The organism is Streptomyces sp. NBC_00829 (genome assembly GCF_045161795.1).
Classification (GTDB): Bacteria; Actinomycetota; Actinomycetes; order Streptomycetales; family Streptomycetaceae; genus Streptomyces.
Window position 1 is genome coordinate 7,622,705 of record NZ_CP108867.1, and the last position, 24,581, is coordinate 7,647,285.

The window sequence follows — 24,581 nt, forward strand, 5'->3', positions numbered from 1 at the left end:
CTCGCTGGTATTCGCGAGTCCCTCCCTGTTGCGCGTATCCCCCAAACACACGCTCCGAGGATTCCCACGTGCGTAAGCTCCCCGTCAGACATGCCCTCATGGCTGCTCTGGCCACTGTTTCCCTGCTCGCCACCGGCTGTTCGGCCGAGACGCCGTCAACACCGGTCGCGGTAAGCGTCGACCGAACCGGACCCGCAGACAGCGCGACCCCCGACCCCAGCCCCTCCCGGCAACTCGCCGTAACCGCGGCGCCCGAGGGACAGGCGAGTGCCGTCGCCCGCGCGGGCTCGGACGGCAAGGCGAAGAAGTCGCCCCTCAAGGTCGCCTCGTACGACCACAACAGCCGACGTGCCGTCATCTCCTCGACACGCACGTCGCCTTCCCCGACCGCCCCCGCCAAGGACACGCCCGCCGTCGGCGACATCATCGCCAGCGGACCCGCGCCCGGCGCTCCCGACGGCCTGCTCGCCAAGGTCACCGATGTGGCGGGCACCACCGCAAAGGGCACCGAGGTCAGGACCGCGCCGACGACGCTCGGCGCGCTGCTGCGCGACGACAAGGCCGACGGGACCGTGCCGGTGGATCCGGCGACCGTCGACGTCGAGCCGCTGGTACAGGGCGTGAAGGTCTCCTGGGCCAAGGCAGGGAACATCCATGTGGGCCCCCAGGGCGCGAAGGTGCCCCTCGGCAGCCTGCGGATCGACGTCGGGGCCTCGGCCCCGCTCCCCGTCTCCGAGGGCTCTCCCGTGTCCGGCGGCGCGTCGGTCGCGGGTTTTGTGCAACTGGCGCCCGAGGTCGAGTTCTCCTACGACGGTTCGTCCGCCTTCACCCCGGACTCGGCCTTCCTCGGCCTCACCGGTGAGTGGACCTCGAAGTGGCAGCTGAAGGGCCGGGCAGCGGCGAACGTCAAGCCCGTGCGGATCCCCTTCGCCAAACTGCACGCGGATCCCGTCATCCAGGTCGGGCCGGTGCCCGTCGTGGTGAACCTCGACCTCACGGCCTACGCCCAGGTCGCCGCGGACGGCAGCGTCACCCTTGACGTCAAGCAGAACCTCAAGGGCGGATTCCGGCTCGGCGGCAGTTACACGAAGGCAGGCGGCTGGAAGCCGGTCAGCACCTCCGACATCAGCGGCACTCCGGTCCAGGCCAAGGTGACGGCGGCCGGCCGGGTGAGGGCGGCCCTCGGAGCCGAGGCGAGCGTCGGACTGTACGGCGCGGTCGGTGTCACCGCCGACCTCGCTCCGTACGTACGCGGTGAAGTCGCTGCCTCCGCCACGCCGAGCTCCGCCACAGCGGCGTGGAAGCTGTTCGGCGGAGTCGATCTGTCGGGGTGGCTCCAGCTCCAGTTGTCCATCTTCGGCACGCCCGTCTTCGAACACCGCATCCCGCTCGGCTCGCTCCACCGTGAGTGGACGCTGGCGCAGGGCGAGGCCAGCGTCGCCTGACATCCGCGCGACCGACATGCAGGGGCCCTGCCGGGATGCCGGCGGGGCCCCTGCTCAGCCCGCCGCCGGACTCTCCGCCGCCTCGGCGGCCTGCCCGTGGCCGGGCCAGGTGTTCAGGGCGGAGGCCAGCTGCGCACGCGAACGGACGTCCAGCTTCTGGTAGATCCGGGTCAGCCGTGCCTCGACCGTCTTCACACTGAGGTACAGCTTCGCCGCCGCCTCCTGATTGCTCGCCCCCTGCCGGACCAGGTGCGCGAGGCGCAGCTCCGCCTCGGTGAGGGGCGAGGCGGAGCCCCCGCGTACCGGGTCGGGCTCGGCCGTGCGGGAGGACACGGGCTCCGTCGCCAGTGCCAGCCAGGGGATCGCGCCCGCCCGCTCGAAGAGCGTGGCCGCCGCCTGAAGGGCGTTCTGCGCGGCCGACCGTCGTCGTCGGCGGCGCTCCACCCGGGCGAGAGCGACGAGCGCGCGGCCACGCTCCAGCGGCAGACCCGCGGCCGCGAAGCGGTCCGCGGTCCCGACCAGAAGTCCGGCCGCCTCGTCGGGCTGGCCACTCGCCGCCAGGCAGAGCGCCTGCGCCCGGTCGCAGCCGAGCAGGACCGTCGTACGGCCCAGGCGCTCGGCCACCGGGCGCACACCGGCCAGCAGGCTCGCCGCCTCATCCGGGGCGTCGTTCGCCAGCAGGGCCTCCGCCAGCTCCTCGTGCCAGCGCAGCATCGAGGGGTCCACCGCGCCCTGGGCAAGCTCCCCGGCCCGGACCCGGCGCAGGGTCTCCAGGGCGTCCGCCACATCCCCCGCCACGAGCTGGACCCGGCCCAGTGCGTAGAGACTGCGGGAGAGGAAGACATGGTCCCCCTCCTCCTCGGACGCCTGGACGCTGCGGCGGGCATAGCTCGCGGCGCGGGCGAAGCTGCCGCCCGCGGTCTCGGCGAGGGCCAGCGCGTACCAGGCGGGTCCCGGTGACAGACCCGCCTCCAGCGTCAGGGCGAGCGACCGCCCGGCGTGCGCGAGGGCGGCGGCGCACTGCCCCTGCCTCGCCTCGATCTCCGCCAGCGTCCGGAACAGCTCGATCGCGTCCTCGACCGAGCCCCGGCGCTCCACCAGCGGCAGCAGGGCGTTCACCTGGTCGCGGGCGTCGCCGAGACGGTCGTCGAACAGCGCGTGACGGATGGTCAGGATCTGGGCCGCGTTGCGGATGCCGAGCGGACGCTCGAACACCTCAAGGGCCCGGGCATCGGCCAGCACCCGCTCGGCGTCGGGCGACCCGAGGGCCCGGTCCATGCGCGCCCGTACGGTCAGCGCCCTCGCCGCCGTCTTGCGGTCGCCCACCGATCCGGCCAGCTCGGCAGACTCGACGGCGGCAGCCCGCGACCGTACGGGATCGCCGTCCGCCAGCACGTACTTCAGCGCGAGCCGCAGCTGGACGGCGGCCCGCAGCGCCGTGTCGTCCTCGGAGTCCTCCATGGCGTGCACATAGATCTCGTCGAGGTCGCTCAGCCCCTGCCCGGCCGTGTCCAGCACCGCGAGCCGCGCGCGGACCCGGTCGGCCGGCGTGGCGTCGCGGGCGAGGAGATCGGTCGCGGCGCGCATCGCGAGGTCGGCGCGTGCGGCGCGTGCGGCCTCCTCGGCGGCGTGGACGAGCCTCACGATCCGCTGCGCGCCGAGCCGGCCCGGCGTGGACTCGGCGGCGAGCAGGGCCAGTTCGGCGGCGAGCGCGCTGTTCCCGCGGCGCCGGGCGGTATCCGCCGCGGCGGCGACCTCGGCCGCCAGCCCCTCGTCGGGAATGTCCGTGGCCAGAGCCCGGTGCCGTACCTCCTCGACGGGATCGTCCACCACCCGCGCCAGAGCCGCGTGCCCCTCGCTGCACTCGGTCCAGCAGGCGTCGTGCACCAGCGTGGAGGGCAGCAGTCCGGCCGTGAAGGCGACCGTGCCGTCCTCCGTGAGCGAGATCAGATTCGCCCGCTCGGCGGCGGCGAGATCGGCCTCGGCGGTCGGCCGGCCCGCGCGGCGGATCAGGGATGCCGTCGGCCGCAGCGCCAGGGCGGCCAGCAGCAGCGTGCCGTGTACGGCGGGGGAGGCGGCGCCGAGCAACTGCCGGGCGAGGTCGCGGGCGCGCCCGGACAGGGACAGAGCCTCGGCGTGGTGCACAGGGGTCCGCGCGTCGGCGAGGGACCGGCCGACCGCGAGAGCGAGCCGGGGGTTTCCGCCGCTGGCCTTGTGGATGCGGCCGGCCATCCGGGAGGGCAGCCGGTGGTGGATGAGGAGTTCGGCGACTTCGTCGGCGTGCAGAGGCGGTACGAGCAGGACATCGGCCTCGGACGGCACCCACAGGGGCTCGCGGCCCGCCGCATCCGGCGGCGGCGCATGCCCGCCGGGGGTGCCGGGGCCGTACGCCGTAGAGGTCTCGATACCGATGACCCGCAGCGCCGGGGGAGCCAGGTGCAGGGCGAAGCGCAGCAGGTCGGCGCTGTCGGCGTCGATGCGCTGGATGCCGTCGACGACGAGCAGGACGGGGCCCTGCGCGGCGAGGGTCCGCAGGGTCCGGGCGAGCGCGAGCCGCAGGGCGATGGGGTCCCAGCCCTCGTCGGGAACGGGTGCCTCGCGGCACAACATGGCGACGGCCGTCCGCTGGGGCCCGGGCAGCCCTTCGAGGATGTCGTGGGGGCGGGCGCTGCCCGGGTTCCTGGGCGCGGGCCAGGACGCGGACGCTGTGACGGAGGCGACGAGGGCGGCGGCGACCGCGCCGGGTATGTCCCGGTCAGCGGGCAGGGTGGCGATCCACAGGACGGTCTCGCCTCGGGACTCGGCGCGCGCGGCGACGGCCAGGGCGGCCTCGGTCTTGCCGACCCCGGCAGGACCTGTGAGCAGGGCGCGTCCGCGTGTGTGCAGCACCCGTTCGAGCCGCGCGAGGAGTTCCTCCCGACCCACCGGCGCGGGGCGGTACACCGCCGTCGTCACGTACCCACCACCCCCCTTTGACCTGCGCGGGACTGTGCCCGTGAGAGCAGAGCATACGAATCACGCCACCGCCGTCCAGGGCCCGTGTCCGGCATGCGGACACGCAGACACGGAAAACAGGGCGGGCGCGCCCGCGGCGGAATGCCACGAACGCGCCCTGACCAGCGCTGTTGCAGGTGTCACAGGTGTTTCAGAAGGTGAGACTCCACGAGTCGATGTAGCCGGTGTCACCCGAGGCCACATCGCGGACCTGAAGCTTCCAGGTGCCGTTGGCGACCTCGCTCGACGCGTCGAGGGTGTACGTCGCGAGGACGTTGGCGGCGCTGTCGGACGACGACGACGCCTTGAGGTTGCGCACGGTGCCGTCCGGGGCGACGAGGTCGATGACCAGATCGCCCCGCCAGGTGTGCTTGATGTCCACGTCGACCTTGAGGGCCGCGGGGGCGTTGCCGGTGCGGCCGGTGACGGCGATCGACGAGGTCGCGGTCGCGTTGTCCGCGATGGTCACGTTCGTGGCGTTGCTGAAGGTCGCGCCGCCGGGGATGCCGGTGACCGCGTTCACGGTCTTGGCGGCGTCGGCGATTCCGGTGCCGCAGCCGCCTGAGCAGGTGCCGGGCAGCGGGCGGGCGTGGGACTTGATCGCGGACTCGATCTCGGCCGGGGTCAGCGCCGGCTTGGCCGACTTGAGCAGCGCGGCGAGCCCGGCGATGTGCGGTGCGGCCATCGAAGTGCCCTGGTAGGGCTTGTAGTTCTCCGTCGACTGGGTTGTGGTGCCGGAGTTCAGCGTGGAGAGGATGGCGTTCTCCGGGGTGGTGACGGTGCCCGGCGTGTCGGTGGCCCGTCGGGTCTCACCGCCGGGCGCGGCGACGTCGACGATGCTGCCGAAGTTCGAGTAGAACGAGCGGTTGCCCTCACGGTTGGTGGACGCCACGTTGATGACGCCCGCGCAGTTGGCGGGGGTGAAGGCGGACGCGTTGGCGTTGCTGTTGCCGGCCGCGACGACGACGGTGGTGCCGCGTGACACGGCGCCGTTGATGGCGCTCTGGTAGACGCTCGGGCAGCTCGCGCTCGGGCCGCCCAGGCTCATGTTGATGACCTTGGCCGGGCTGGGGTTCGCCGGGACGCCGGGGACGGTTCCGCCGGAGGCCCAGGTGATCGCGTCGGCGATGTCCGCGGAGGAGCCGCCGCACTTGCCGAGCACCCGGACCGGCTGGATCTTCGCGTTGTACGCGATGCCCGCGACGCCCTTGCCGTTGTTCGTCGTCGCGGCGATGGTGCCCGCCACGTGCGTGCCGTGCCAGGAGGAGTTGCTCGCCTTGGAGTCGGTGCCGCACTCGCCGGCGGTGGCGTTCCAGTCACCTTCGTCCTTGGGGTTGCTGTCACGGCCGTTGCCGTCACGCGCGTCCGCGGAGGCGGAGATGAAGTCGTAGCCGGAGACGACGTTGCCCGCGACGTCCGTGTGGGCGGCGTAGCCGGTGTCGATGACGGCGACGGTGACCCCGCTGCCGGTGGTCTTGTCCCAGGCGCCGGGCACGTTCATGCCACCGGTGGCCTCGAACAGGTCCCACTGCTTGGGGTATTCGGTGTCGTCCGGGGCGACCGCCATCGCGTAGGCGCGGATGTCGGGCTCCACGGAGGCGACAGAGGGGTCGGCGCGGAAGGCGTCCATGACCTCGGCGAGGTCCTTCTTCGACGTCTCGCCGCCCAGGTCGACCAGGGCGGCGCCGCCCGCGAGCCGGCGCTCGAACGACAGGCTCTCGCCGGTCTCGGCGCCCTTGGCCGTGGCGTCACCGGCGGCGGCCGTGTTGGACGTGGCCTCGGCCGTCCTGGACTTGTAGGTGACGATGACCCTCTCGACCGGCGCCGAGGGCAGGCCGGTCATGGACTGTGACGCCGGAACGGGCTTCGGCGTGGGGCTTGCCGGGGTGGCGGCGAGTGCCACGGACGAGGTGGCTGCGACTGCGGCTATCGCGGCGCTTGCGGCCACGACGGATATGCGTCTCCGTCTGGAACCGTTCAAGGTGATCCCTTTCAAATGACGGTACGAAGCGCGGCGGGCAGCGCGGAAACCGCGGTGCGCGTGGGGGTGCGCTCCGCGGTTTCCTGGGCCGGGTGAGCCCGCGCGCCGCCCCGCCGACGCGACGGCCCCTGGTCAAGGGCCGCCACCGACGGAGCCCTGATTTACATGCACCTGACACTGAGGAGTCAGAGAACGAGATCCGCCGGTTCAGCAGACAGTAGGGAAAGCCGAGGTGAACTGGATACGGGGAAAACCCTTGTCGGCCCCGTGCGGAGCCGAAGGGGGCCGCCGGACGAGGAACGGCGGATGTCAGCGGGGGCTGGCATGCTGAAGTCGACCGACCACATCCGTCATCCACCGCGCAGACGCGGGAGGAGAACAGCGATGCTCACGACCACCTTTGTCCCTGGCGCGCCGAACTGGCTCGACCTCGGAACCCCCGACGTCGAAGCGGCCGCCGCGTTCTACCGTGCCCTGTTCGGCTGGGAGCTTCGGACCATGGGGCCCGAGGCCGGCGGGTACGGCTTCTTCCAGCTGGACGGGAAGACCGTCGCCGCGGTCGGCCCGCTCACCGAGGAGGGCGCGGCCTCGGCGTGGACGCCCTACTTCCAGACGGCCGACGCGGACGCCACGACCAAGGCGGTCGAGCAGGCCGGAGGCACGGTTCGCGTCCCGCCGATGGATGTGTTCACCGAGGGCCGGATGGCGGCGTACACCGACCCGACCGGGGCCCAGTTCGCCGTCTGGGAGCCCGGTGACACCCAGGGCCTCGGAGCGGTCACGTCCGCGAACACCATGTCCTGGACCGAGCTGTACACCACGGACGGGACGGCGGCGAAGGACTTCTATCGCTCCGTCTTCTCCTGGGACTACAAGGACATGCCGGTCGCCGGCTCCACGTACACCGTGGTCTCCCCGTCGGGCGGCGGCCCGGACGCCACACAGGGCGGCATCATGCAGCTCGCCAAGGAGAACCTGGAAGCGGGCTCCCGCTCCGAGTGGCATCCCTACATCGAGGTGGCGGACGTCGACGCGACGTTCGCCGTGGCAACGGAGCACGGAGCCACCACGTTCTTCCCGCCCATGGACGCACCGGGCGTGGGCCGCATCGCCATGTTCGCCGACCCCTTCGGCGCGCCCATGGCCATCATCCACGGCAGCTCCGGCAGCTCCGGCTGACAGGCGAGGACGAGCTGCCGGGCCGCCGTCGCGATCCACCACCGGGTCGCGGACCCGATACAGCCGTCTCACGCCGTACCCGTCATCGGCCGGCGGTCTCCGACCCGTCCGGAACCGAGCTTTCGATATGGGCGAGTTCGGCCCTGAGACTGCTCAGCCAGTGCTCCAGGTCGATGAGCGTGGGCAGGGGCAGGGGCAGGGTCAGGGAGCCTGGTGCCGGGCCGGCCGGGCGGTCGGCACCGGCCGCGGGTGGACCGGCGGGCGGTTGCTCATCGACGCACAGTGCCGCGATCCTGCGGGTCTCCAGAGCGAGCCGGTCGGCCGCGGTGCGGACCGGGCCCGTGATGTCCTCACCGACGCCGGTCGTCGGCAGGTCGATGAGGGGCAGCCAGTGTGCCCCGAGCATGACGTGGTTCGCCGTGATGAGGACGGCGTGCCAGTCCATCGGCGCGGCTGACGTCCCGCCCGGTTCGCTGCGGTTCTGGAGATAGGCGGCCTCGGCGAGGCGCAGCCGGTGCAGAACCGGGTACGTGGGCGGCGGGGACGCCGATCCCGGCGGGGTGGCGGTGAGCACTTGGACGGTTCCGGTGATCAGGGGACCGGTGGAACGCAGCAGGTCGGCCATGGTTCTTCGCACCTCGCTCGTGGCACCGGCCCGCCAGGCCAGCAGCCCGCACAACAGGCCGATGGCGCTGCCCGTGGCGACGTCGAGAATCCTTTCCCCGGCCAGATGCCAGGTGACGGGAGCGATCTGGGCGAAGGCGGTGGACACGACGAGCGTGAACAGGGCCTGGCCCCAGGCGATCCCGAGCAGCGGCCCGAGTGCGAACGCGGCGAGCATGCCGGGTCCGAGCACCGCCGCGTACACCTCGGTGTGCTGCCCGACGACGAGCAGCACAGTGCCCGCCGCCACAGCACCGGCGAGCGTGCCGACCAGGGCCGGACGGACGGCCTTCCATGTCTCCCACGCGGTGGTGCGGCCGAGGGTGAGAACCGCGAGTAGCACCCAGAAGCCGTGCGACAGATCCAGTGAGCCCGCCACGAGGCGGGCGGCTCCCAGCCCCAGAGCGGTCCGCACCGCGTTCTGGAACTGGACCGAATGCAGTGTCATATTGCCCGCGAGGCGCCGCCACCACAGCAGTGCGGTGCTAGCGTCGGCGTACCAGAAGAGCTCCCGCGGCTCGATCGGACGCGTACGTCCGCCGTCCAGGGCCACCTGTACCGAGGTCTCCAGGATCCGGGACGACTCGGCGACGGCCAGCACCGCGGACTGGCGGCGCAGCACCGGCACGTGCGGCGTGTCGTTCGCCTCCCCGGTCCCCCGCGCGTTGCGCGCAGCCTGGAAGTCCCGTATCGCCCCCTCCATGGCGAGCGGGTCGGACTGCGACCGCGGCCGGCCGGTGCGCAGGGCACTCTCGGTCACGGAGCAGGTGGTCGCGACGAGGTTCAGGAGCTCGGCCGACGCCGGATCCGTCCCGGTCCCCGCGTCCGTCGTCGCGTCGGGATCCGTCCCGGTCCCCGGATCAGTCCCCGTCGTCGCGCACGCGTCCCGGCCGGGCGCCCGCGCGGGCGCGGCCTCGGTAAGCCGCGCCAGTTGAACGAGCAGCGCGCGGGCCGCGGCTCCCGCCTCGGCCAGCGCCCGGTCCACGCGCCCGGCCCCGGCGGGCCGTTCCGCGGGCGGGAGGTACGAGAGCCGCAACTGCCGGCCGCTCTCCCGCAGCCGCTCCGCCGGGGCGGCCTGCCCTTCGGTGGCCCGGCCTCCGGCCGCGGCGTCGGCCGTTCGTCCGGCCGTCGCGACCGCGTCCGCCAGACGTTCCCGGTAGGAAACGCTGGGCGGCTCGGGCAGCAGGAAAACCTCGCAGGCGGCGAGCAGCAGCACGCCCAGGGTGAGACCGGCCAGCCGGGCTCCAAGGGCCTGCGGAGCGTACGGCGGGAAGCAGGCCAGGATGTAGAAGAGCTGGAGCCCGGGCGCCGCTCCGGCAGGGCGTGGTCCCGCGACCGCCGCGAAGGTGAGCACGAACCCGACCACGAGCATCCCGAGAACGGCCGCCCAGGTCGTCACGGCCAGCACCGTCCCGAGAGTGACCAGCGCGAGGCCGACCGGCAGCGCCCGCAGCATCACAGCGGCCCGCTGCCGCCCCGAGCCGGGGATGGGTGACAGCATCCCGAGTGCCACCGCGGCGAACAGGGCGTACAGCGCGACGTTCGGCCTGTCGACGCCGTACACGAACGGGTAGAACCCGGCGCTCGCCGCCGCCGTCACCCGGATCGCCCGGTGCACGACCGATCTGCGTTCCGGCGTGCTCGGCGCCCGCCGGCCCCGGCGCGGTCCGGTGGCGGGTGCGCGGGTCACGGCCGCTGCCCCCGGCTGCCGCCGCCCGCCTCCACGGGAGGCCAGGGCGTGTGCAGGGACAGCGGCGGCACCCTGCCGCGGACGACGAGCCGGTGACGCACGGCCATCACGACGAAGGACGCCGCCAGGGTCACCACTCCGCCGAAGCGCAGGATCGCGTCGTAGACGTCCTGCGGAGGCCGTTCCGGGGTCATCGCCGTGATCGCGGACGCCGTGGCGGCCAGTGCGATGGCGTGGGCGGCCGAGGGAGTCACACCCAGTTCGTGCGAGATCCCGGGGACGGCCGGGTTCAGGGTGAAGAAATCCACCTGGATGCAGAACAGCGCGGCCGCGACCGCGATGAAGGCCCCCGTCCGCGCGGCCGACGTCGACTTGGCGCGCATGGGCACGTTCCTCTCGGGCGACGCCGTCGCAACGCAGGCGGTGGGCCGGACGTCAGCCCGCCTCCCATTGTCGGCCGACGCGCCGGGGACCGCAGCCCGGCCGGTCCGGATCGCCGTGGACGACTTGGCGGGGCCACCATGGCTGGAGAGTGTCCGCCAAGTACCGGCGTCCGCCCCAAGAGCGTCGGGGACCGGCGGGACTTCGCGGACACGACCGAGGAGCGCCGGCCCGGACCGGGCAGCGCCCGCACTCGCACCGGTGGGAGGTGGGTCCTGTGTCGTCACAGCGCGCTGCCCCGCTCATCTGGGACGCCATCGAGCGGTACTTCGCCCTGCTCCAGGCCCACGCGTCAGCCGAACGCATGCGGGACGAGATCCTCACCGACGACTTCCGCACCGGATTCGTCGACGGGCTGATCTGGCAGGGAGAGCAGGGGCTGAGGGACTTCCTTCAGGCCCGTGCCGAGTTCTTCGACGAGTCCCACACCGTGGAGCAGATGTCCCGGCCGGAACGGCTGCCCAGTGGCCACTGGCGCGCCCACACCCGGCTGGGGTTCTTCCTGAGGCAGCGGCCCCACGGATCCCCTGTGAGCGACACCTTCACCGGAAAGGCGTTTCATGTCTGGGAGTTCGCCCCGGCGGCCGTGGCCGCGGGCATCGACCTGGGAGGCGACTGGCGGGTCGCGTCCCAACTGGTCGAAGGATTCGCCGGCCTCGACGAGAACGCCCGCCGGCTTTTCGCACGGCCCTCGTCCGGGCTGAACCTCGACGAGCCCTGACCGCGGAGGCCGACCGGCGTGCACCTCCTGCTGCCCGTACTCCTCGCGCTCTGCGCAGCCCTCAGCAACGGCGTCGCGACCGTGCTGCAGCGCAGGGCGGCGCTGAGTGTGCCGCGCTCCGACGGCTTCCGGGCGGGCCTGATGCTCGACCTTCTGCGCCGTCCCGTCTGGGTGGCCGGAATCCTGGCCGTCGTCGCCGCCGCGGTCTGTCAGGCACTGGCCCTGCTGACCGGGCCGCTGACGGTCGTTCAGCCCCTCTTCGTCCTCGAACTGCCCTTCACGCTCATCGTCGCCTCGCTGCTGATGAGGCGCGGTCTGCCGGGCGTGGGCTGGGTGGCTGTGACGGGGGTGGTGGTGGGTCTGGGCGTGGCCCTGGGCGCCGCGTCACCGACGGGCAACCGCACCCATGTGGCGCTGGATCGCTGGGTCCCCGCGCTCGCGGTGTGCGTCGCCGTGGTCGTCGTGCTCGCCGTGACCGCACTCAGGCGCCCCGAGGGCAGGGCCCGTGCGGCGTGTCTCGGTGCGGCGACCGCCATCTGTTACGCCGTGACCGCGGCGCTGATGAAGGCGGCGATGCACATCCTGGACGACGAGGGTGTCGTGGCCTTCTTCACCGCCTGGCAGACCTATGCCTTCGCCGCCGTCGGCGCGGGCGCGCTTTTCCTGCTGGAGAACGCGATGCAGGCCGGGCCGCTGGTGGCTTCGCAGCCGGCGCTCACCCTCGGCGACGCGACGGTGAGCCTGACCCTCGGCATCGTCCTCTTCGAGGAGCACGTCCGCTCCGGCTGGTGGCTGCTGCCGCAACTGCTCGGCGTCGCCATGATCGCCGCGGGCGTCTTCATGCTGGCCAGGATCCCGCTCACCCGGTCGGTCGTCGGCCCCGAGGAGTCCGCGCGCGTCGAGGCCCCCTGACGACACCGGGACCCGGCGCCCAACAGGCAGAGCACCGGCCCGCGTCGACCGGAGGTCAGGGGCCCGGCACCCTCCCTCGTACCGCCCAGGCGCGTGCGGTGAGGGACACGGACCCGTCGGCGGCGACGGGGAGACCGGAGCGCAGGCGGTCGCGCAGCCTCGTCCGCCGGTCCTCGGGCAGGGACATCGCATAGCCGGGAGCCGGTCCCTGTCCGCCGAGGAACGGCGTCCAGTAGTCGTCGAAGTCCGCGAACCGGGTGGGCACATCGATCGCCACGACCTGTACGTCCGTCAGACCGCCGCCGTCGAACAGGGCGCGCAGCGGCCCGGGGCGGCACAGGGGGAACCGGACTCCTTCGTCCAGGGCGCGGGCACCTGGGTCCAGCGCACACGCGGCGTCCCAGAAGTGACGCATGAGCCGCATGCCCTCGGCGTAGTCCCACACATATGCGCCGACCGCGCCACCGGGCCGTACGACGCGGGCGGCTTCCGCGACCGCACGCCCGGGATCGGGCACAAAGTTCAGCAACAGCCCGCTGACGGCCACCGAGGCCATGTCATCGGCGAACGGCAGCCGGACGGCGTCGCCGACGACGAAGCGCGCACGGGCGCCGGCGATCTTCCCCCGCGCGTGACGCACAAAGCCCTCCGAGGCGTCGGCGCCGGTCACCTCGGCAGGGCTGCCCAGATCCAGTACCGCCTGCGACACCGCCCCCGTACCGCATCCGATGTCCAGCCAGCGCAGACCGGGGGAGACGTCCAGCCACCGTACGAACGCGGCAGCCACCGCCCGGCTCCACCGCCCGGCATACGGCTCGTACGCCGCGCCGACGGCCCACACATCACCCGCCACGGCTTCAGCATAGGCAGCGGACCGTGCGGCGCCCCGAGAGTCGGGGCGGGCAAGGATCCCGTTCCGCTTGTGCCGGGACGGGAGAGGGCGGATTGTTGAGGCAATGAACCGTGGCGCGGCGCAATGAGCGCGGGGAACGCGGCGCAGAGAGCCGACTTCCGTGGTCCGCTCGACGTCACCAGGGCCGCCACGGTGGTTCTGGACGCCCAGGACACGGTCATCGGCTGGAGCAAGACCGCCGAGGAACTGTTCGGCTTTCCGCAGCAGGAGATCCTCGGGCACCCCCTGGACACCTTTCTGCCGACCCGGCAGCCGCCCGCCACGCTCACCGACGTCCATGTGCCCGCCCCGACCCTGGACAGCCCGCTGAGCGTCACCGGCATCCGGGTCGGCCACCACCGGGACGGGCGCAGCATGCTGCTCGCCACCGCACAGTCCCGGCTGCCCGGATCCGGCACGGCGGCCCGGGTCCTGGTCGCGACCGAGCTGGTGAGTCTGCGTGCCTGGGAGTCCCGGCTGGCCCTGCTGCACGGGCTGGCCACCCAGTCACCCGTCGGCCTCGCCATCTACGACACCGATCTGCGTCTGACGTGGTGCAACGCCGCGTACGAGCTGGAGATCGGGCTGCCGTTCGCCGAATTCAGCGGAATGCGGGCCGATGAGCTGTACTCCGACGGCTTCTTTGTGACCACGGGATATCCGCGCACCCTCGACGCGGTCATGCATCAGGTGATCGACACCGGTCAGCCGATCCTCGATCTGCACTTCCGAGGCCGCCCGCCCAGCGACCCGGGCCGGGAGCACCTGTGGTCATGCTCCTACTACCGGCTCCAGGACGCGGACGGACATGTGTTCGGCGTGTGCGAGGACGCCTTCGACATCACCGACCGCTACGAGGCTCAGCGGCGGCTGAATCTGCTGGTCGAGGCGGGTCGTGGCATCGGCACCGCCCTGGATGTCGTCGGCACCGCCGAGGGGATCGCCGAGGTGGCCGTCCCGGAGTTCGCGGACGGCGTGACGGTCGACCTCGCGGAGGGGGTACTGGAGGGCGAGGCGCCGGCCGCGGTCGGCCCGGCCGGGGCGGGGCTCGTGCGGGTGGCCTCGCGCTCGGCCGAGGGGGAGGAGCAGGGAGCCCCGGACGACGCGCGTCAGACGCAGCGTCCCGCTCCGCTCGACTACTCTGCCGACTCACCCCACGCGCGCAGTCTCTCCTCCGGTGGGCTCGTCCTCCAGGACGACACCCTGGTCGTTCCGTTGCGAGCGGGCGGCAGCACACTGGGGCTCGTCACCTTCCGCCGAGCCCCGTCGGTCACTTTCGACAACGGCGAGGTCGCACTCGCCGACGAACTGGTCACCCGCGCCGCGGTGTCCATCGACAACGCCCGGCGCTTCACCCGTGAACGGATCGCCTCACTCACCCTCCAGCGCCAGTTGCTGCCCCAGCACCTTCCGAAGCAGTCGGCCGTCGACGTGGCCCACCGCTATCTGCCCACCGACGACGAGACAGGCGTGGGGGGCGACTGGTTCGACGTCATCCCCCTGTCCGGGACCAGGGTCGGACTCGTCGTGGGCGATGTGGTCGGCCACGGCCTGCGCGCGGCGGCCACCATGGGACGACTGCGCACAACCGTGCGGGCACTCGCTCAACTCGACCTGGGCCCTGATGAGTTGCTCTCCCGGCTCGACGATCTGGTGGGCCAGTCGGCGGAGGAGCAGACAGGGGCGTCCGGCACGGTCGCGGACCCCCACGAGGACGACGCCACCGGGGCGACCTGCCTCTACGCGATCTACGACCCGGTGTCGCGGCGGTGTGTCATGGCCCGGGCGGGCCACCTGCCACCGGTTTTCGTGGGCCCCGACGGAGCACTGTCCTACCCCGACCTCCCGGCCGGACCGCCGCTGGGCCTCGGCGGTCTGCCCTTCGAGTCCATCGAGATCGAACTGCCCGTCGGCACCCTGATGGCCCTGTTCACCGACGGTCTCGTCGAGGCGCGCGGCCGTGACATCGACCAGGGGCTCGACATCCTGGGCCGGGTGCTCAGCGAACGCCGCGGCTCGCTGGAGGAACTGTGCGACCGCGCCCTGTCGGAGCTCCTCCCGGACGGCACGACCGCCGACGACACGGCCCTGCTGCTCGTGCGCACCCGCGAACTCGACGAGGGACAGGTCGCTTCCTGGGAACTGTCCGCCGAGCCCGTCGCCGTGGGCCACGCCCGCGAGCTGGCCATCGGGCAGCTCCACAAGTGGGGCCTGGAAGAGCTGGCGTTCGCGACCGAGCTCGTCGTCAGCGAACTGGTCACCAACGCGGTCAGACACGCCGAGGGACCCCTGCAGTTGCGGCTCCTGCGCGACCGCACCCTCATCTGCGAGGTCGCGGACACCGCACACACCTCACCGCACCTCCGCCACGCCGCCGTGGACGACGAAGGCGGGCGCGGGCTGTTCATCGTCGCGCAGCTGGTGCACCGCTGGGGTACGCGCTACACGGTGTCCGGCAAGACCATCTGGACGGAACAGGCCTTCCCGTCGCCGGGATGAGGACGGCCGGAGCGGTCAGTAGTAGCCCTTGCTGCCGTCGACGAGCTCCCGGACGGTGTCCATGTGCCCGGCGTGCCGGGCGGTCTCCTCGATCATGTGCAGCAGCATCCAGCGCAGATTCGCGGCCGCGGAGGTGAAGTCCGGGTGCCGGCCCACCTCATCCAGCGCGTGCGCGGCGATGATCTCGTTCGACACCGCGCACTGGCGCTCGTACTCGGCGAGCAACTGCCCGAGCGGGATGGCGTCGACCAGCATGTCGGCATCCTCCGGCCCGTCGTCGAACTGGGGCCCCTTGGCTTCGCCTCCCAGGAACAGGACCTCGAACCAGCAGTGTTCGACCCATCTCATGTGGGAGACGAGACCGGCCATCGTCATGGCGGGCGAGGTCGGAAGGACGGACCGGTGGGCGTCCTCCTCGGACAGCCCCTCGCACTTCCACCGGATGATCGCGCGCTGCATGTCGAGCCAGCCGACCAGTTGGGTCCGTTCGTCGGCGGTGAAAGGAGGGCGGATGCGGTCGGGAGTCATGTCCGCGGACGCTATCGGAGCCGATGCCGCGGCGCACGGCAGTTTCCCGGGAGCGCGCCCGGGCGCACTCCGCCGGGTGTGCGGCGGAACGCGGCCGTGGACTGCCGGCCGGTCAGCCCCGCGGCACGACCCGGGCAGATCCGGCTCGCAGCTCCCCTCCGCAGGTGCCCCCACCGCGGTCTCGATGAGCCTGGCGCCGCGTACGGCTTCAGACTGCGGGTACGCGCTCCGCCGGACCCGGGACCTGGGCGTCGAGCAGAGCCTGGGACCTGCGCACCGGCACACTGCGGGGCGCGCGGAACGACAGCAGCCCCAGCATCGGGGGTGGAACGTCGTCGGCCGGTTCCATTCCGGGCAGAAGTCCGGCGGCGGTCCGAAGTGCCACCGCCGCCTCGGTGCGGGCCAGTTGTGCCCCGGGGCAGCGATGCCTTCCGACCCCGAAGGAGAGGTGCAGCCGGGTGTTCGGCCGGTGTGGGCAGAGCCGGCCCGGCTCGGGGAAGACCTCCGGGTCCGATCCTGTACCCATCAGCATCAGCAGTAGCTCAGCGCCTGCCGGCACCCGCACTCCGGACAGCTCCGACTCATTCGCCGCGATCCGGCGCCATGTGGTGACCGGGGGCTCGCGGCGCAGAATCTCCTCCACCCAAGCCTCCGCGAACCCCTCCTCCGTGGCGGCCCGTGCCCAGGCGTCAGGGTCGGCGGCGGTGGTGCGCAGTACCGTCGAGATCAGCTGGCCCGTGGTGGACTGCCCGGCGATCAGAACGAAGAAGCAGGTGGCGACCGCGGTGCGGACATCGAGCGGGGTGCCGTCCGGGAGCAGGTGTCTTCGCAGTGATCCGATGAGGCCGTCCGCGGGGCCACCGGCATTGACCCGCTCCGTCAGCCACTGGTGGAACTCCCCGACCAGGTGCGCGAGTACGACCTGCCGATCGGTGTCGGGCCTGCCGTAGAAGAGCTCCAGGGAGGCGTCGCTCCAGGTGATCAGCGTTTCGGTGGGTACGCCCTCCACGCCGAGGATCCGCATGAGCACCTGGCAGGGCAGATGACGTGCGTACGTCGCCGCCAGGTCGTACGTGGCTCCCGTCTCCAGCGTGTCGTGGACGCCGGTCAGCAGACGCTGTGCGGTCTCCTCGATCAGCGGGACGGCGCCGGTCACCCGGCGGGACGAGAAGAACGTGGTCACCAGTCTGCGCAGGCCGGTGTGGCTGGGACCGCCGTTGTTGGCGAGGGCGGGCGGCAGGCTGAACCCGGCGCGGGCGAGCGCGCGCAGCGCGGGCACGGTGAGGCGGGCGACGGCGTGCTGGGCGTTGTCCGGCACGTAGGCGGCGGGATCAAGGAGTACCTGCCGTACGTCCGCGTACCTGCTGACCAGCCAGAGTCCGGTATCCGGGTCGTGATGGACGGGCGCGTCGCGCCGTAGTGCGGCCAGCGCGGGAGAGGGGTCGGCGACGAAATCGGTGCCGAAGAGATCCAGGAGCGCGGACGCTCCCTCGTCGCTCACAGCCGTCGTGCCTGACATCCTCGATCCTCCCTGCCCGGCGGCGCGCCCACCGAAAGCCGACGACGGGGCCGTCGCATCCGGCGTTGCCCGCCATCACGTCGTGTCCCGTACCGACACACATGTGACCCGGCCACTATCCACGTCGGCCCGCGACGGCCGACAACCGCCCCCCGGCCCGGCCTCCGTCACCGGCCGGCAACCGCCCGGGCCGGCGCCGCGGTCTTCCCCGTCCGCTGACGGCGGCATCGGCCCCAAGCCGCGTGGCCCGGTGGCCCCGCTGCGCGCTGCGGAGGTCCCGAACTCCCGCGGACCAACGGGCGGGCGGTTGTCCGACGAACACTCCGCCGCCCTGGTGAGGACACCGGGGGCGAGGATTCCGCACATGCGTGGTGGACCCATGAAGAGTGACGCCGGCCATTGAACACAGGCCGCCGGTGGTCCGTACTGATATCGGCGGCCCAGATCTCCCGGGCCTGGTCCGCCGCGCCACCACCGGGCTTCGCACGGAAGGACCTTCGGGTTGTCGCTCTTCACGCGCTCTCGTCAGCGGCCGGACACGGACAAGGCACCCATGGAGGAGGGCCCGGCACCGGACGGCTCTCCGGAGCGCACTGCGGACGACACCGCCGTGAGCGGGGAACCGGCGGGTGAACCGTCCGCGGACGCCGACGCCTCCGTCACGGGCGGCAGATGGCGGGACAAGTACCCCGATACGGCACGAGCCGTGGCCTGGGGGACCACCGCCCTGGCGGTCCTGCTGGTGCTCTGCGCCCTGCTTCTGCCGAACCAGCTCGGCCGCCTCACACCCGAGGCCTTCCTGCGCATCCCGGTGGAAGGGATCTGCGGGGCTGCCCTGCTGCTCGTCCTGCCGCCGAGGGCGAGGCGGGTGAGCGCGGTCCTCGCGGGGGTGTGCCTCGGGCTGGTGACCATCCTGAACTTCCTCGACATGGGCTTCTACTGGTCCCTCGCCCGGCCGTTCGACCTCGTGCTCGACTGGATCCTCTTCGACGACGCCGAGTCGTTCCTGACGGACTCGGTCGGCCGGACCGGCGCCGTCAGCGCGGTGATCGGAATCGTCGTCCTCGTCGTCGGGCTGCTCGTCCTCGTGACCCTGGCGGTCGTCCGGCTGAGCAACCTCATGGTCCGCCACCGCTCCGTCGCGACCCGTACGACCCTGGTCCTCGGGACCGCGTGGATCACCTTCACCGCACTCGGAGTGCAGATAGCCGGAGTGCCGGTCGCCTCCAGGAGCACGGCCGAGCTCGCCCAGGTGCGCGCGCACCAGGTGCGGGCGGGCATCAAGGACGAGCGGGAGTTCGCCAAGGAGGCCGGCGTCGACTCCTTCGCCTCAACCCCGCCGGACCAACTGCTGACCGGGCTGCGCGGCAAGGACGTCATCTTCGCCTTCATCGAGAGCTACGGCCGCAGCGCCGTGGAGGACCCGGAGATGGCGCCACAGGTGACCGCCACGCTCGCGGCGGGGACCGAACGGCTGCGCAAGGCCGGTTTCTCCTCCCGCAGCGCCTTCCTCACCTCGCCGACGGCGGGCGGCGGCAGCTGGCTGGCCCACTCCACGTTCATGTCCGGCCTCTGGATCAAGAACCAGCAGCGCTATCGCAGCGTCACGTCGAGCGATCACATGACCCTGACCGGTGCCTTCCGGCGCACCGGCGCCTGGCGGACGGTCGGCATCATGCCGGGCGTCACGAGGTCCTGGCCGGAGGGTCACTTCTACGGCCTCGACAACGTCTACGACTCCAAGGAACTCGGATACAAGGGCCCGAAGTTCAGCTGGGCGCCCGTGCCCGACCAGTACAGCCTGTCGGCGTTCCAGCGTCTGGAGCACGGCAGGAAGCACGACAAGCCGTTGATGAGCGAGATCATCCTGGTCTCCAGCCACAATCCCTGGGCACCGCTGCCCCGGATGATCGGCTGGGACGAGCTGGGTGACGGCTCCGTCTTCAAGGCCATCAGCAAGGAGGGCAAGACCCCCGGCGAGGTGTGGAAGGACCCCCACAAGGTGCGCACCGAGTACCACCGTTCCGTCGAGTACTCGGTCAACAGCCTCGTCTCCTTCGTGGAGAAGTACGGCAACGACAACACGGTGCTGGTTTTCCTCGGCGACCATCAGCCCGTCCCGATCGTCACGGGCGAGAACGCCAGCCGGGACGTACCGATCGCGATCGTCGCGCACGACAAGAGAGTGCTGGACCGGATGTCCGGCTGGGGCTGGAACGACGGCCTGAAGCCCGGCCCGAAGGCCCCGGTCTGGCGGATGGACACCTTCCGCAACCGATTCCTGACCACGTACGGCTCGAAGGGCCCCGGTGTCGCCACGGCCGGCGCCGACGCGTCCGGCCCGTCCCGTCCATCGAGACCGTCCAGCTCGACGGGCCCCACCGAGTCGGCCCGCTAGGCCGGTGGCGGCTCAGCCGCCCCCGCCACCCCGCCCCGCCCCGCCGAGCTGCGCGGACGCACTGTCCAGCAGCATCTCCAGCGCGGTGGGATACGCGCTGGAATTCATCCGCGCGACGAGCAGATGCGCGGTTGCCGCGATGTGCGGATGCGTCTCGGCGGGCAGCCGGGCGTACGTGGCCTGCCAGACCTCCTCGTCCGCCGCTCGGGCCGCCGCGGGCAGCGCCAGCGAGGCGGCGTCCAGCGCCGCGAACGCCAGGCTCTGGTCGATGAACGCGTGATAGATCCGGACCGCGTCACGGTCCGGGAACCCGGCGGTGCGCAGCAGCCCCAGGATCGTCTCGTCGGCCGCGACTTCATGGCTCTTGCCGCTCACCCGGCTGGCGGTCAGCACGGCCGCCTGCGGATGCCCGAGATACGCGGCGTGGATCCGCAGCCCGAGCTCCCGCAGGTCCCCACGCCAGTCACCCGTGGCCTCCCACCCGGCGACGGCCCGCCCGACGAGGACGTTCCCCACGGCGAGCGTCAGATCGTCGATCCCGCTGAAGTACCGGTACAGGGTGCTCGGGTCCGCGCCGAGCGCGGCACCGAGCCTGCGGACCGACAGACCCGCGCTCCCGTGCTCCCGGAGCATGCGCAGCGCGGTGTCCACGATCAGCTGCTCCGAGAGCACCGCTCCCGTCTTCGTGGGACGTCGTCGCCGCCGGGCATCCTCCGGCACCACGGGTTTGGACACAGCACGCTCCTTCGTACGTTCGTTCGCCCCCGACCTTATGCCAACACCATTGACGTGAACAGAGGCGCCCGCGTTGGATCGGGACGGTCAGGGGCCGCCACGCCTACAAGGGGCGCTCGCAGGCCGGTCCCCGCATGCTGTTTCTTGGAAAGGGAGTCTGGTCATGCGCGTACTTCTCGTGGGAGCCGGCGGCGTCGGTACCGCCATCACCAAGATCGCTGCCCGCCGGTCGTTCTTCGACCATCTGGTCGTCGCGGACTACGACCTCTCGCGGGCCGAGGCCGCGGTCGCCGCCCTGGCACCGGACGGGCGCTTCAGCGCGACAAGGATCGACGCGAGCGACGAGGCCGCCGTCACCGACCTGCTCCGCCGCGAGCGGTGCGACGTGCTGCTCAACGCCACCGACCCCCGCTTCGTGATGCCGCTGTTCCAGGCCGCCCTGGCCGCGGGTGCGCACTACCTGGACATGGCGATGTCGCTGTCCCACCCGCACCCTGAGCGCCCGTACGAGCTCTGCGGTGTCAAGCTCGGCGACGCGCAGTTCGAGCGGGCCGCGGACTGGGAGAAGGCCGGAAACCTCGCGCTCGTCGGCATGGGCGTGGAGCCGGGACTCTCCGACGTCTTCGCCAAGCACGCCGCCGAGGAACTCTTCGACGAGATCGAGGAGATCGGCATCCGTGACGGCGCGAACCTCACGGTCGACGGCTACGACTTCGCTCCCTCGTTCAGCATCTGGACCACGATCGAGGAGTGCCTCAACGCGCCCGTCGTGTACGAGGCGGGCCGAGGCTGGTTCACCACCGCCCCCTTCAGCGAGCCCGAGGTGTTCGACTTCCCCGAGGGGATCGGACCGGTCGAGTGCGTCAATGTCGAGCACGAGGAGGTCCTGCTGGTGCCGCGATGGGTGGACGCGGGACGCGTCACCTTCAAGTACGGCCTCGGCGAGGACTTCATCCGTACGCTCCAGACGCTCCACCTGCTGGGCCTGGACCGCACCGATCCGGTACCGGTGCCCGCGGCGGACGGGCCGGGCACCGTCCAGGTCTCGCCACGGGACGTGGTCGCCGCCTGTCTGCCGGACCCCGCCACGCTCGGTGAGCGTATGCACGGCAAGACCTGCGCGGGCACCTGGGTCAGGGGAACCAAGGACGGCCGACCGCGCGAGGTCTACCTCTACCACGTGGTCGACAACCAGTGGTCCATGCGCGAGTACGGCTCCCAGGCCGTCGTGTGGCAGACCGCGATCAACCCCGTCGTGGCCCTGGAACTGATCGCCGCCGGCACCTGGTCGGGCACCGGCATCCTCGGCCCCGAGGCCTTTCCCGCACGGCCCTTCCTGGACCTGCTGACGGAGTACGGCTCGCCCTGGGGCATGCGCGAGCAGTGATGGTCCGCGGCGGCCGGAGACGGGGTCAGGGGCGTTCGAACAGCTGGAGCACGCCGCCGATCGAGAAGCAGGCGGCACCCGTGATGGTTCCCCAGTTGGCGACCGCGACATTGACGGCGTCTCCGGTGCCCGGGTCGGTGAAGTCGGCGAGGGCCGAGACGAGGAACAGGACCGAACCGAGCTGGTTGACGGCGACGATCCACCAGCCGAGATCCCGTAGACGCGCGGTGAAGCGGCCGTGGCCGACCTCGATCAGGGCGAGATGCCCCGAGGCCAGGAAGAGCAGGCAGCCGACGAGGTCCGGCGTCCAGATCAGCCGGTTCGTCTGCTGGACGGTCAGCCCCTGGAGGAACGAGTCCAGCAGATTGACCCCGAAGACCACCGTGCCCATCAAGAGTACGAAGGTGCTCAGCCAGTCGATCCGCAGCGGCTCGAAGCTCCACCATCGCCAGCGACGCGTGACCAGGGCGTCCGCGCTGCTCCCACGGCGAGGGGCGTTGACCGTCTGGAGGAGGGAGGCATAGGCGCCGGTGTTGAAGAACAGGCCGCCCACGAAGTAGATCGTGGAGCTCTCAAGGGGATCGCCGGATCCGAACTGGGAGACCGCGGCGCCGGCGACGAACAGGGCTCCGCCGACGGCGAACGCCACCGAGGCCACGGTGTTGAGCATCCGCAGCCGGTGCAGCGCCACCTCGTCCGCGTACCGGGAGGTGGCCTCGGCGCCCTCGGGCCGGATCGTGAGCATCCCGCGTTTGCGGGCCGCCCGCGATTCCCAGACCGCGGTGCCGCCCTCGGCGAGCCGCCAGGTCAGACGGGTTGTGAACGGTCCTGCGCCCTCGGCGCGCTCCTCGGTGTGGCTCACGTGCCGAGCCTACGAGCGGGTGCCGCCGAGGCCGTGGACGCCGTGCCGGTGTACGGCGGAGCCCGCTTCGCTGGTCGGGGAGGCCCGGGAGTGGGAGGCTTGGAGGGGGGTCGGCCGAGGTGACTCGGGAGGGCCCGATGGGAAGAGATGTCCCGGCGCTGGTATTCAGCCGCGACGACCGCCGCCGGTACCGGATCAAGATGCAGGAGTGTCTCGACGCGTTCGCGCAGATGCTCCGCGACGCCCGGTTCGAGTTCGAGCGGCCGCAGGTGGGCCTGGAGATAGAGCTCAATCTGGTCGACGAGCGTGCCGAGCCGACCATGCGGAGCACCGATGTCCTGGAGTCGATCGCGGACGCTGCCTGGTCGAGTGAGCTGGGCCGGTTCAATCTGGAGATCAACGTGCCGCCGCGGCGGCTGACGGCGGGCGGTCCCGACGCCTGGGAGCAGGAGATCAGGGACGCGCTCAATCACGCGGAGGAGCGGGCCGCTGCCGTCGGGGCGCATCTGATCATGGTGGGCGTGCTGCCGACGCTGCGACAGCCGGACGTGACCGAGGAGGCGCTGTCGGAGAACCCCCGGTACCGGCTGCTGAACGAGCAGGTGTTCGCGGCCCGGGGCGAGGATCTGCGCATCGAGGTGGACGGCGTCGACCGGCTCAAGACGTACGCCGACACCATCACGCCCGAGGCGGCGTGCACCAGCACCCAGTTCCACCTCCAGGTCTCGCCCGAGGAGTTCGCGGACTACTGGAACGCCGCGCAGGCGATCGCGGGTGTTCAGGTGGGCCTGGCCGCGAACTCACCGTTCCTGTTCGGCAAGGAGCTCTGGCACGAGACCCGCATCCCCCTCTTCGAGCAGGCCACCGACACACGCTCGGAAGAGATCAAGGTACAGGGAGTGCGGCCCCGGGTCTGGTTCGGGGAGCGCTGGATCACCAGCGTCTTCGATCTCTTCGAGGAGAATGTGCGCTACTTCCCCGCGCTGCTGCCCCTGTGCGACGAGCAGGACCCGCAGGAGACGCTGGACGGCGGCGACACTCCCGAACTGGGCGAGCTCACTCTGCACAACGGCACGATCTACCGCTGGAACCGCCCTGTCTACGCGGTCTCCCACGACAAACCGCATCTGCGGGTGGAGAACCGCGTGTTGCCGGCCGGACCGACGGTCGCCGACGTCCTCGCGAACGGCGCGTTCTACTACGGGCTCACGCGGGCCCTCGTCGACGAGGAACGGCCGGTCTGGTCGCGGATGTCGTTCTCGGCCGCCGAGGAGAATCTGCACACGGCGGCGCGGCACGGGATCGACGCGCGGCTGTACTGGCCCGGGATGGGCGAAGTCCCGGTGTCCGAGCTGGTGCTGAGGCGGCTGCTGCCGATGGCGCACAAGGGGCTGGAGGACTCGGGCATGGACGCGGCGTGGCGGGAACCGCTGCTGGGGATCATCGAGCAGCGCTGCGTCTCCGGCCGCAACGGCGCGGTCTGGCAGAAGGAGATGTTCCATCACATCGACGCCACCACCCACGGCGGACGCCATGAGGCACTGCGGCGTATGACCCGGCAGTACATCGACTACATGCACCTCAACGCCCCGGTGCACACCTGGCCCGTGGAGTGAACGCCTCGGCCGTGGCCGCTTCCTCGGCGTATTCGGTCGGATACCGTGTGTCACCAAAGGGAAGGTGGCGAGCACGGTGACTCACGGCGGAAGGGCGCACGCATGACCTCGATCCAGGC

General features: G+C 71.7%; 17 protein-coding genes. 8 read left to right on the plus strand and 9 right to left on the minus strand.

Annotated elements, in window-relative coordinates; all coding sequences use genetic code 11:
* The first annotated feature begins 68 nt into the window (after positions 1-68).
* Positions 69-1,445: a hypothetical protein gene (locus OG293_RS34215; protein ID WP_406002615.1), complete on the plus strand. Its 1,377-nt coding sequence runs from the start codon at positions 69-71 to the stop codon at positions 1,443-1,445.
* A 54-nt stretch (positions 1,446-1,499) separates the two neighbouring features.
* On the opposite strand, the gene OG293_RS34220 is transcribed toward OG293_RS34215, so the two are convergent.
* Positions 1,500-4,400 carry an AAA family ATPase gene (locus OG293_RS34220; protein ID WP_406002616.1) on the minus strand — a complete coding sequence of 967 codons (2,901 nt, stop codon included), beginning with the start codon at positions 4,398-4,400 and terminating at the stop codon, positions 1,500-1,502.
* A 190-nt stretch (positions 4,401-4,590) separates the two neighbouring features.
* Positions 4,591-6,387, minus strand: coding sequence for a S8 family serine peptidase (locus tag OG293_RS34225; RefSeq protein ID WP_406002617.1), 1,797 nt, complete (start codon positions 6,385-6,387; stop codon positions 4,591-4,593).
* A gap of 417 nt (positions 6,388-6,804) precedes the next feature.
* Here OG293_RS34225 and OG293_RS34230 point away from each other — a divergent pair, with 417 nt between their 5' ends.
* Positions 6,805-7,599, plus strand: coding sequence for a VOC family protein (locus tag OG293_RS34230; RefSeq protein WP_406002618.1), 795 nt, complete (start codon positions 6,805-6,807; stop codon positions 7,597-7,599).
* A gap of 82 nt (positions 7,600-7,681) precedes the next feature.
* Here OG293_RS34230 and OG293_RS34235 read toward each other — a convergent pair whose 3' ends face one another.
* Positions 7,682-9,952: an FUSC family protein gene (locus tag OG293_RS34235; protein ID WP_406002619.1), complete on the minus strand. Its 2,271-nt coding sequence runs from the start codon at positions 9,950-9,952 to the stop codon at positions 7,682-7,684.
* The gene (locus OG293_RS34240; protein WP_406002620.1) at positions 9,949-10,335 is read right to left on the minus strand and encodes a hypothetical protein; all 387 of its coding nucleotides are present in this window, start codon (positions 10,333-10,335) and stop codon (positions 9,949-9,951) included. The genes OG293_RS34235 and OG293_RS34240 overlap by 4 nt, the downstream gene beginning before the upstream one ends.
* A 275-nt stretch (positions 10,336-10,610) precedes the next feature.
* On the opposite strand from OG293_RS34240, the gene OG293_RS34245 reads away from it, so the two are divergent.
* Positions 10,611-11,114: a hypothetical protein gene (locus OG293_RS34245; RefSeq protein WP_406002621.1), complete on the plus strand. Its 504-nt coding sequence runs from the start codon at positions 10,611-10,613 to the stop codon at positions 11,112-11,114.
* 18 nt (positions 11,115-11,132) lie between these two features.
* A complete protein-coding gene (locus OG293_RS34250) occupies positions 11,133-12,026 on the plus strand; it encodes a DMT family transporter (RefSeq protein ID WP_406002622.1) in 894 nt (297 codons plus the stop codon).
* Between the two features lie 55 nt (positions 12,027-12,081).
* Here the strand turns inward: OG293_RS34250 and OG293_RS34255 are convergent, their stop codons facing one another.
* Positions 12,082-12,879, minus strand: coding sequence for a class I SAM-dependent methyltransferase (locus OG293_RS34255; RefSeq protein WP_406002623.1), 798 nt, complete (start codon positions 12,877-12,879; stop codon positions 12,082-12,084).
* Positions 12,880-13,002: 123 nt separating this feature from the next.
* On the opposite strand from OG293_RS34255, the gene OG293_RS34260 reads away from it, so the two are divergent.
* Positions 13,003-15,417: a SpoIIE family protein phosphatase gene (locus OG293_RS34260; RefSeq protein WP_406002624.1), complete on the plus strand. Its 2,415-nt coding sequence runs from the start codon at positions 13,003-13,005 to the stop codon at positions 15,415-15,417.
* A 15-nt stretch (positions 15,418-15,432) separates the two neighbouring features.
* Here the strand turns inward: OG293_RS34260 and OG293_RS34265 are convergent, their stop codons facing one another.
* Positions 15,433-15,945 (minus strand): DinB family protein, encoded by a 513-nt coding sequence (locus OG293_RS34265; RefSeq protein WP_406002625.1) that lies wholly within the window; start codon positions 15,943-15,945, stop codon positions 15,433-15,435.
* Between the two features lie 208 nt (positions 15,946-16,153).
* Positions 16,154-17,464, minus strand: a complete 1,311-nt coding sequence (locus OG293_RS34270; RefSeq protein WP_406002626.1) for a cytochrome P450 — start codon at positions 17,462-17,464, stop codon at positions 16,154-16,156.
* 502 nt (positions 17,465-17,966) lie between these two features.
* Between OG293_RS34270 and OG293_RS34275 the strand changes: the two genes are divergently transcribed.
* Complete coding sequence (locus tag OG293_RS34275; protein WP_406002627.1) at positions 17,967-19,862, plus strand: sulfatase; 1,896 nt, start codon at positions 17,967-17,969, stop codon at positions 19,860-19,862.
* Between the two features lie 12 nt (positions 19,863-19,874).
* Here the strand turns inward: OG293_RS34275 and OG293_RS34280 are convergent, their stop codons facing one another.
* Positions 19,875-20,597, minus strand: a complete 723-nt coding sequence (locus OG293_RS34280; protein WP_406002628.1) for a TetR/AcrR family transcriptional regulator — start codon at positions 20,595-20,597, stop codon at positions 19,875-19,877.
* 163 nt (positions 20,598-20,760) lie between these two features.
* On the opposite strand from OG293_RS34280, the gene OG293_RS34285 reads away from it, so the two are divergent.
* A complete protein-coding gene (locus OG293_RS34285) occupies positions 20,761-21,984 on the plus strand; it encodes a saccharopine dehydrogenase family protein (protein WP_406002629.1) in 1,224 nt (407 codons plus the stop codon).
* A gap of 25 nt (positions 21,985-22,009) precedes the next feature.
* Here the strand turns inward: OG293_RS34285 and OG293_RS34290 are convergent, their stop codons facing one another.
* Positions 22,010-22,846, minus strand: coding sequence for a hypothetical protein (locus OG293_RS34290; RefSeq protein WP_406002630.1), 837 nt, complete (start codon positions 22,844-22,846; stop codon positions 22,010-22,012).
* Positions 22,847-22,983: 137 nt separating this feature from the next.
* On the opposite strand from OG293_RS34290, the gene OG293_RS34295 reads away from it, so the two are divergent.
* Positions 22,984-24,462 carry a glutamate--cysteine ligase gene (locus OG293_RS34295; RefSeq protein ID WP_406002631.1) on the plus strand — a complete coding sequence of 493 codons (1,479 nt, stop codon included), beginning with the start codon at positions 22,984-22,986 and terminating at the stop codon, positions 24,460-24,462.
* Positions 24,463-24,581: the final 119 nt, after the last annotated feature.

Bases quoted from the DNA above. Each gene is read 5' to 3' on its own strand.
- OG293_RS34230 (WP_406002618.1), top strand. From the start codon at position 6,805: ATGCTCACGACCACCTTTGTCCCTGGCGCGCCGAACTGGCTCGACCTC.
- OG293_RS34240 (WP_406002620.1), bottom strand. From the start codon at position 10,335: ATGCGCGCCAAGTCGACGTCGGCCGCGCGGACGGGGGCCTTCATCGCG.
- OG293_RS34260 (WP_406002624.1), top strand. From the start codon at position 13,003: ATGAGCGCGGGGAACGCGGCGCAGAGAGCCGACTTCCGTGGTCCGCTC.
- OG293_RS34265 (WP_406002625.1), bottom strand. From the start codon at position 15,945: ATGACTCCCGACCGCATCCGCCCTCCTTTCACCGCCGACGAACGGACC.
- OG293_RS34270 (WP_406002626.1), bottom strand. From the start codon at position 17,464: ATGTCAGGCACGACGGCTGTGAGCGACGAGGGAGCGTCCGCGCTCCTG.
- OG293_RS34285 (WP_406002629.1), top strand. From the start codon at position 20,761: ATGCGCGTACTTCTCGTGGGAGCCGGCGGCGTCGGTACCGCCATCACC.
- OG293_RS34295 (WP_406002631.1), top strand. From the start codon at position 22,984: ATGGGAAGAGATGTCCCGGCGCTGGTATTCAGCCGCGACGACCGCCGC.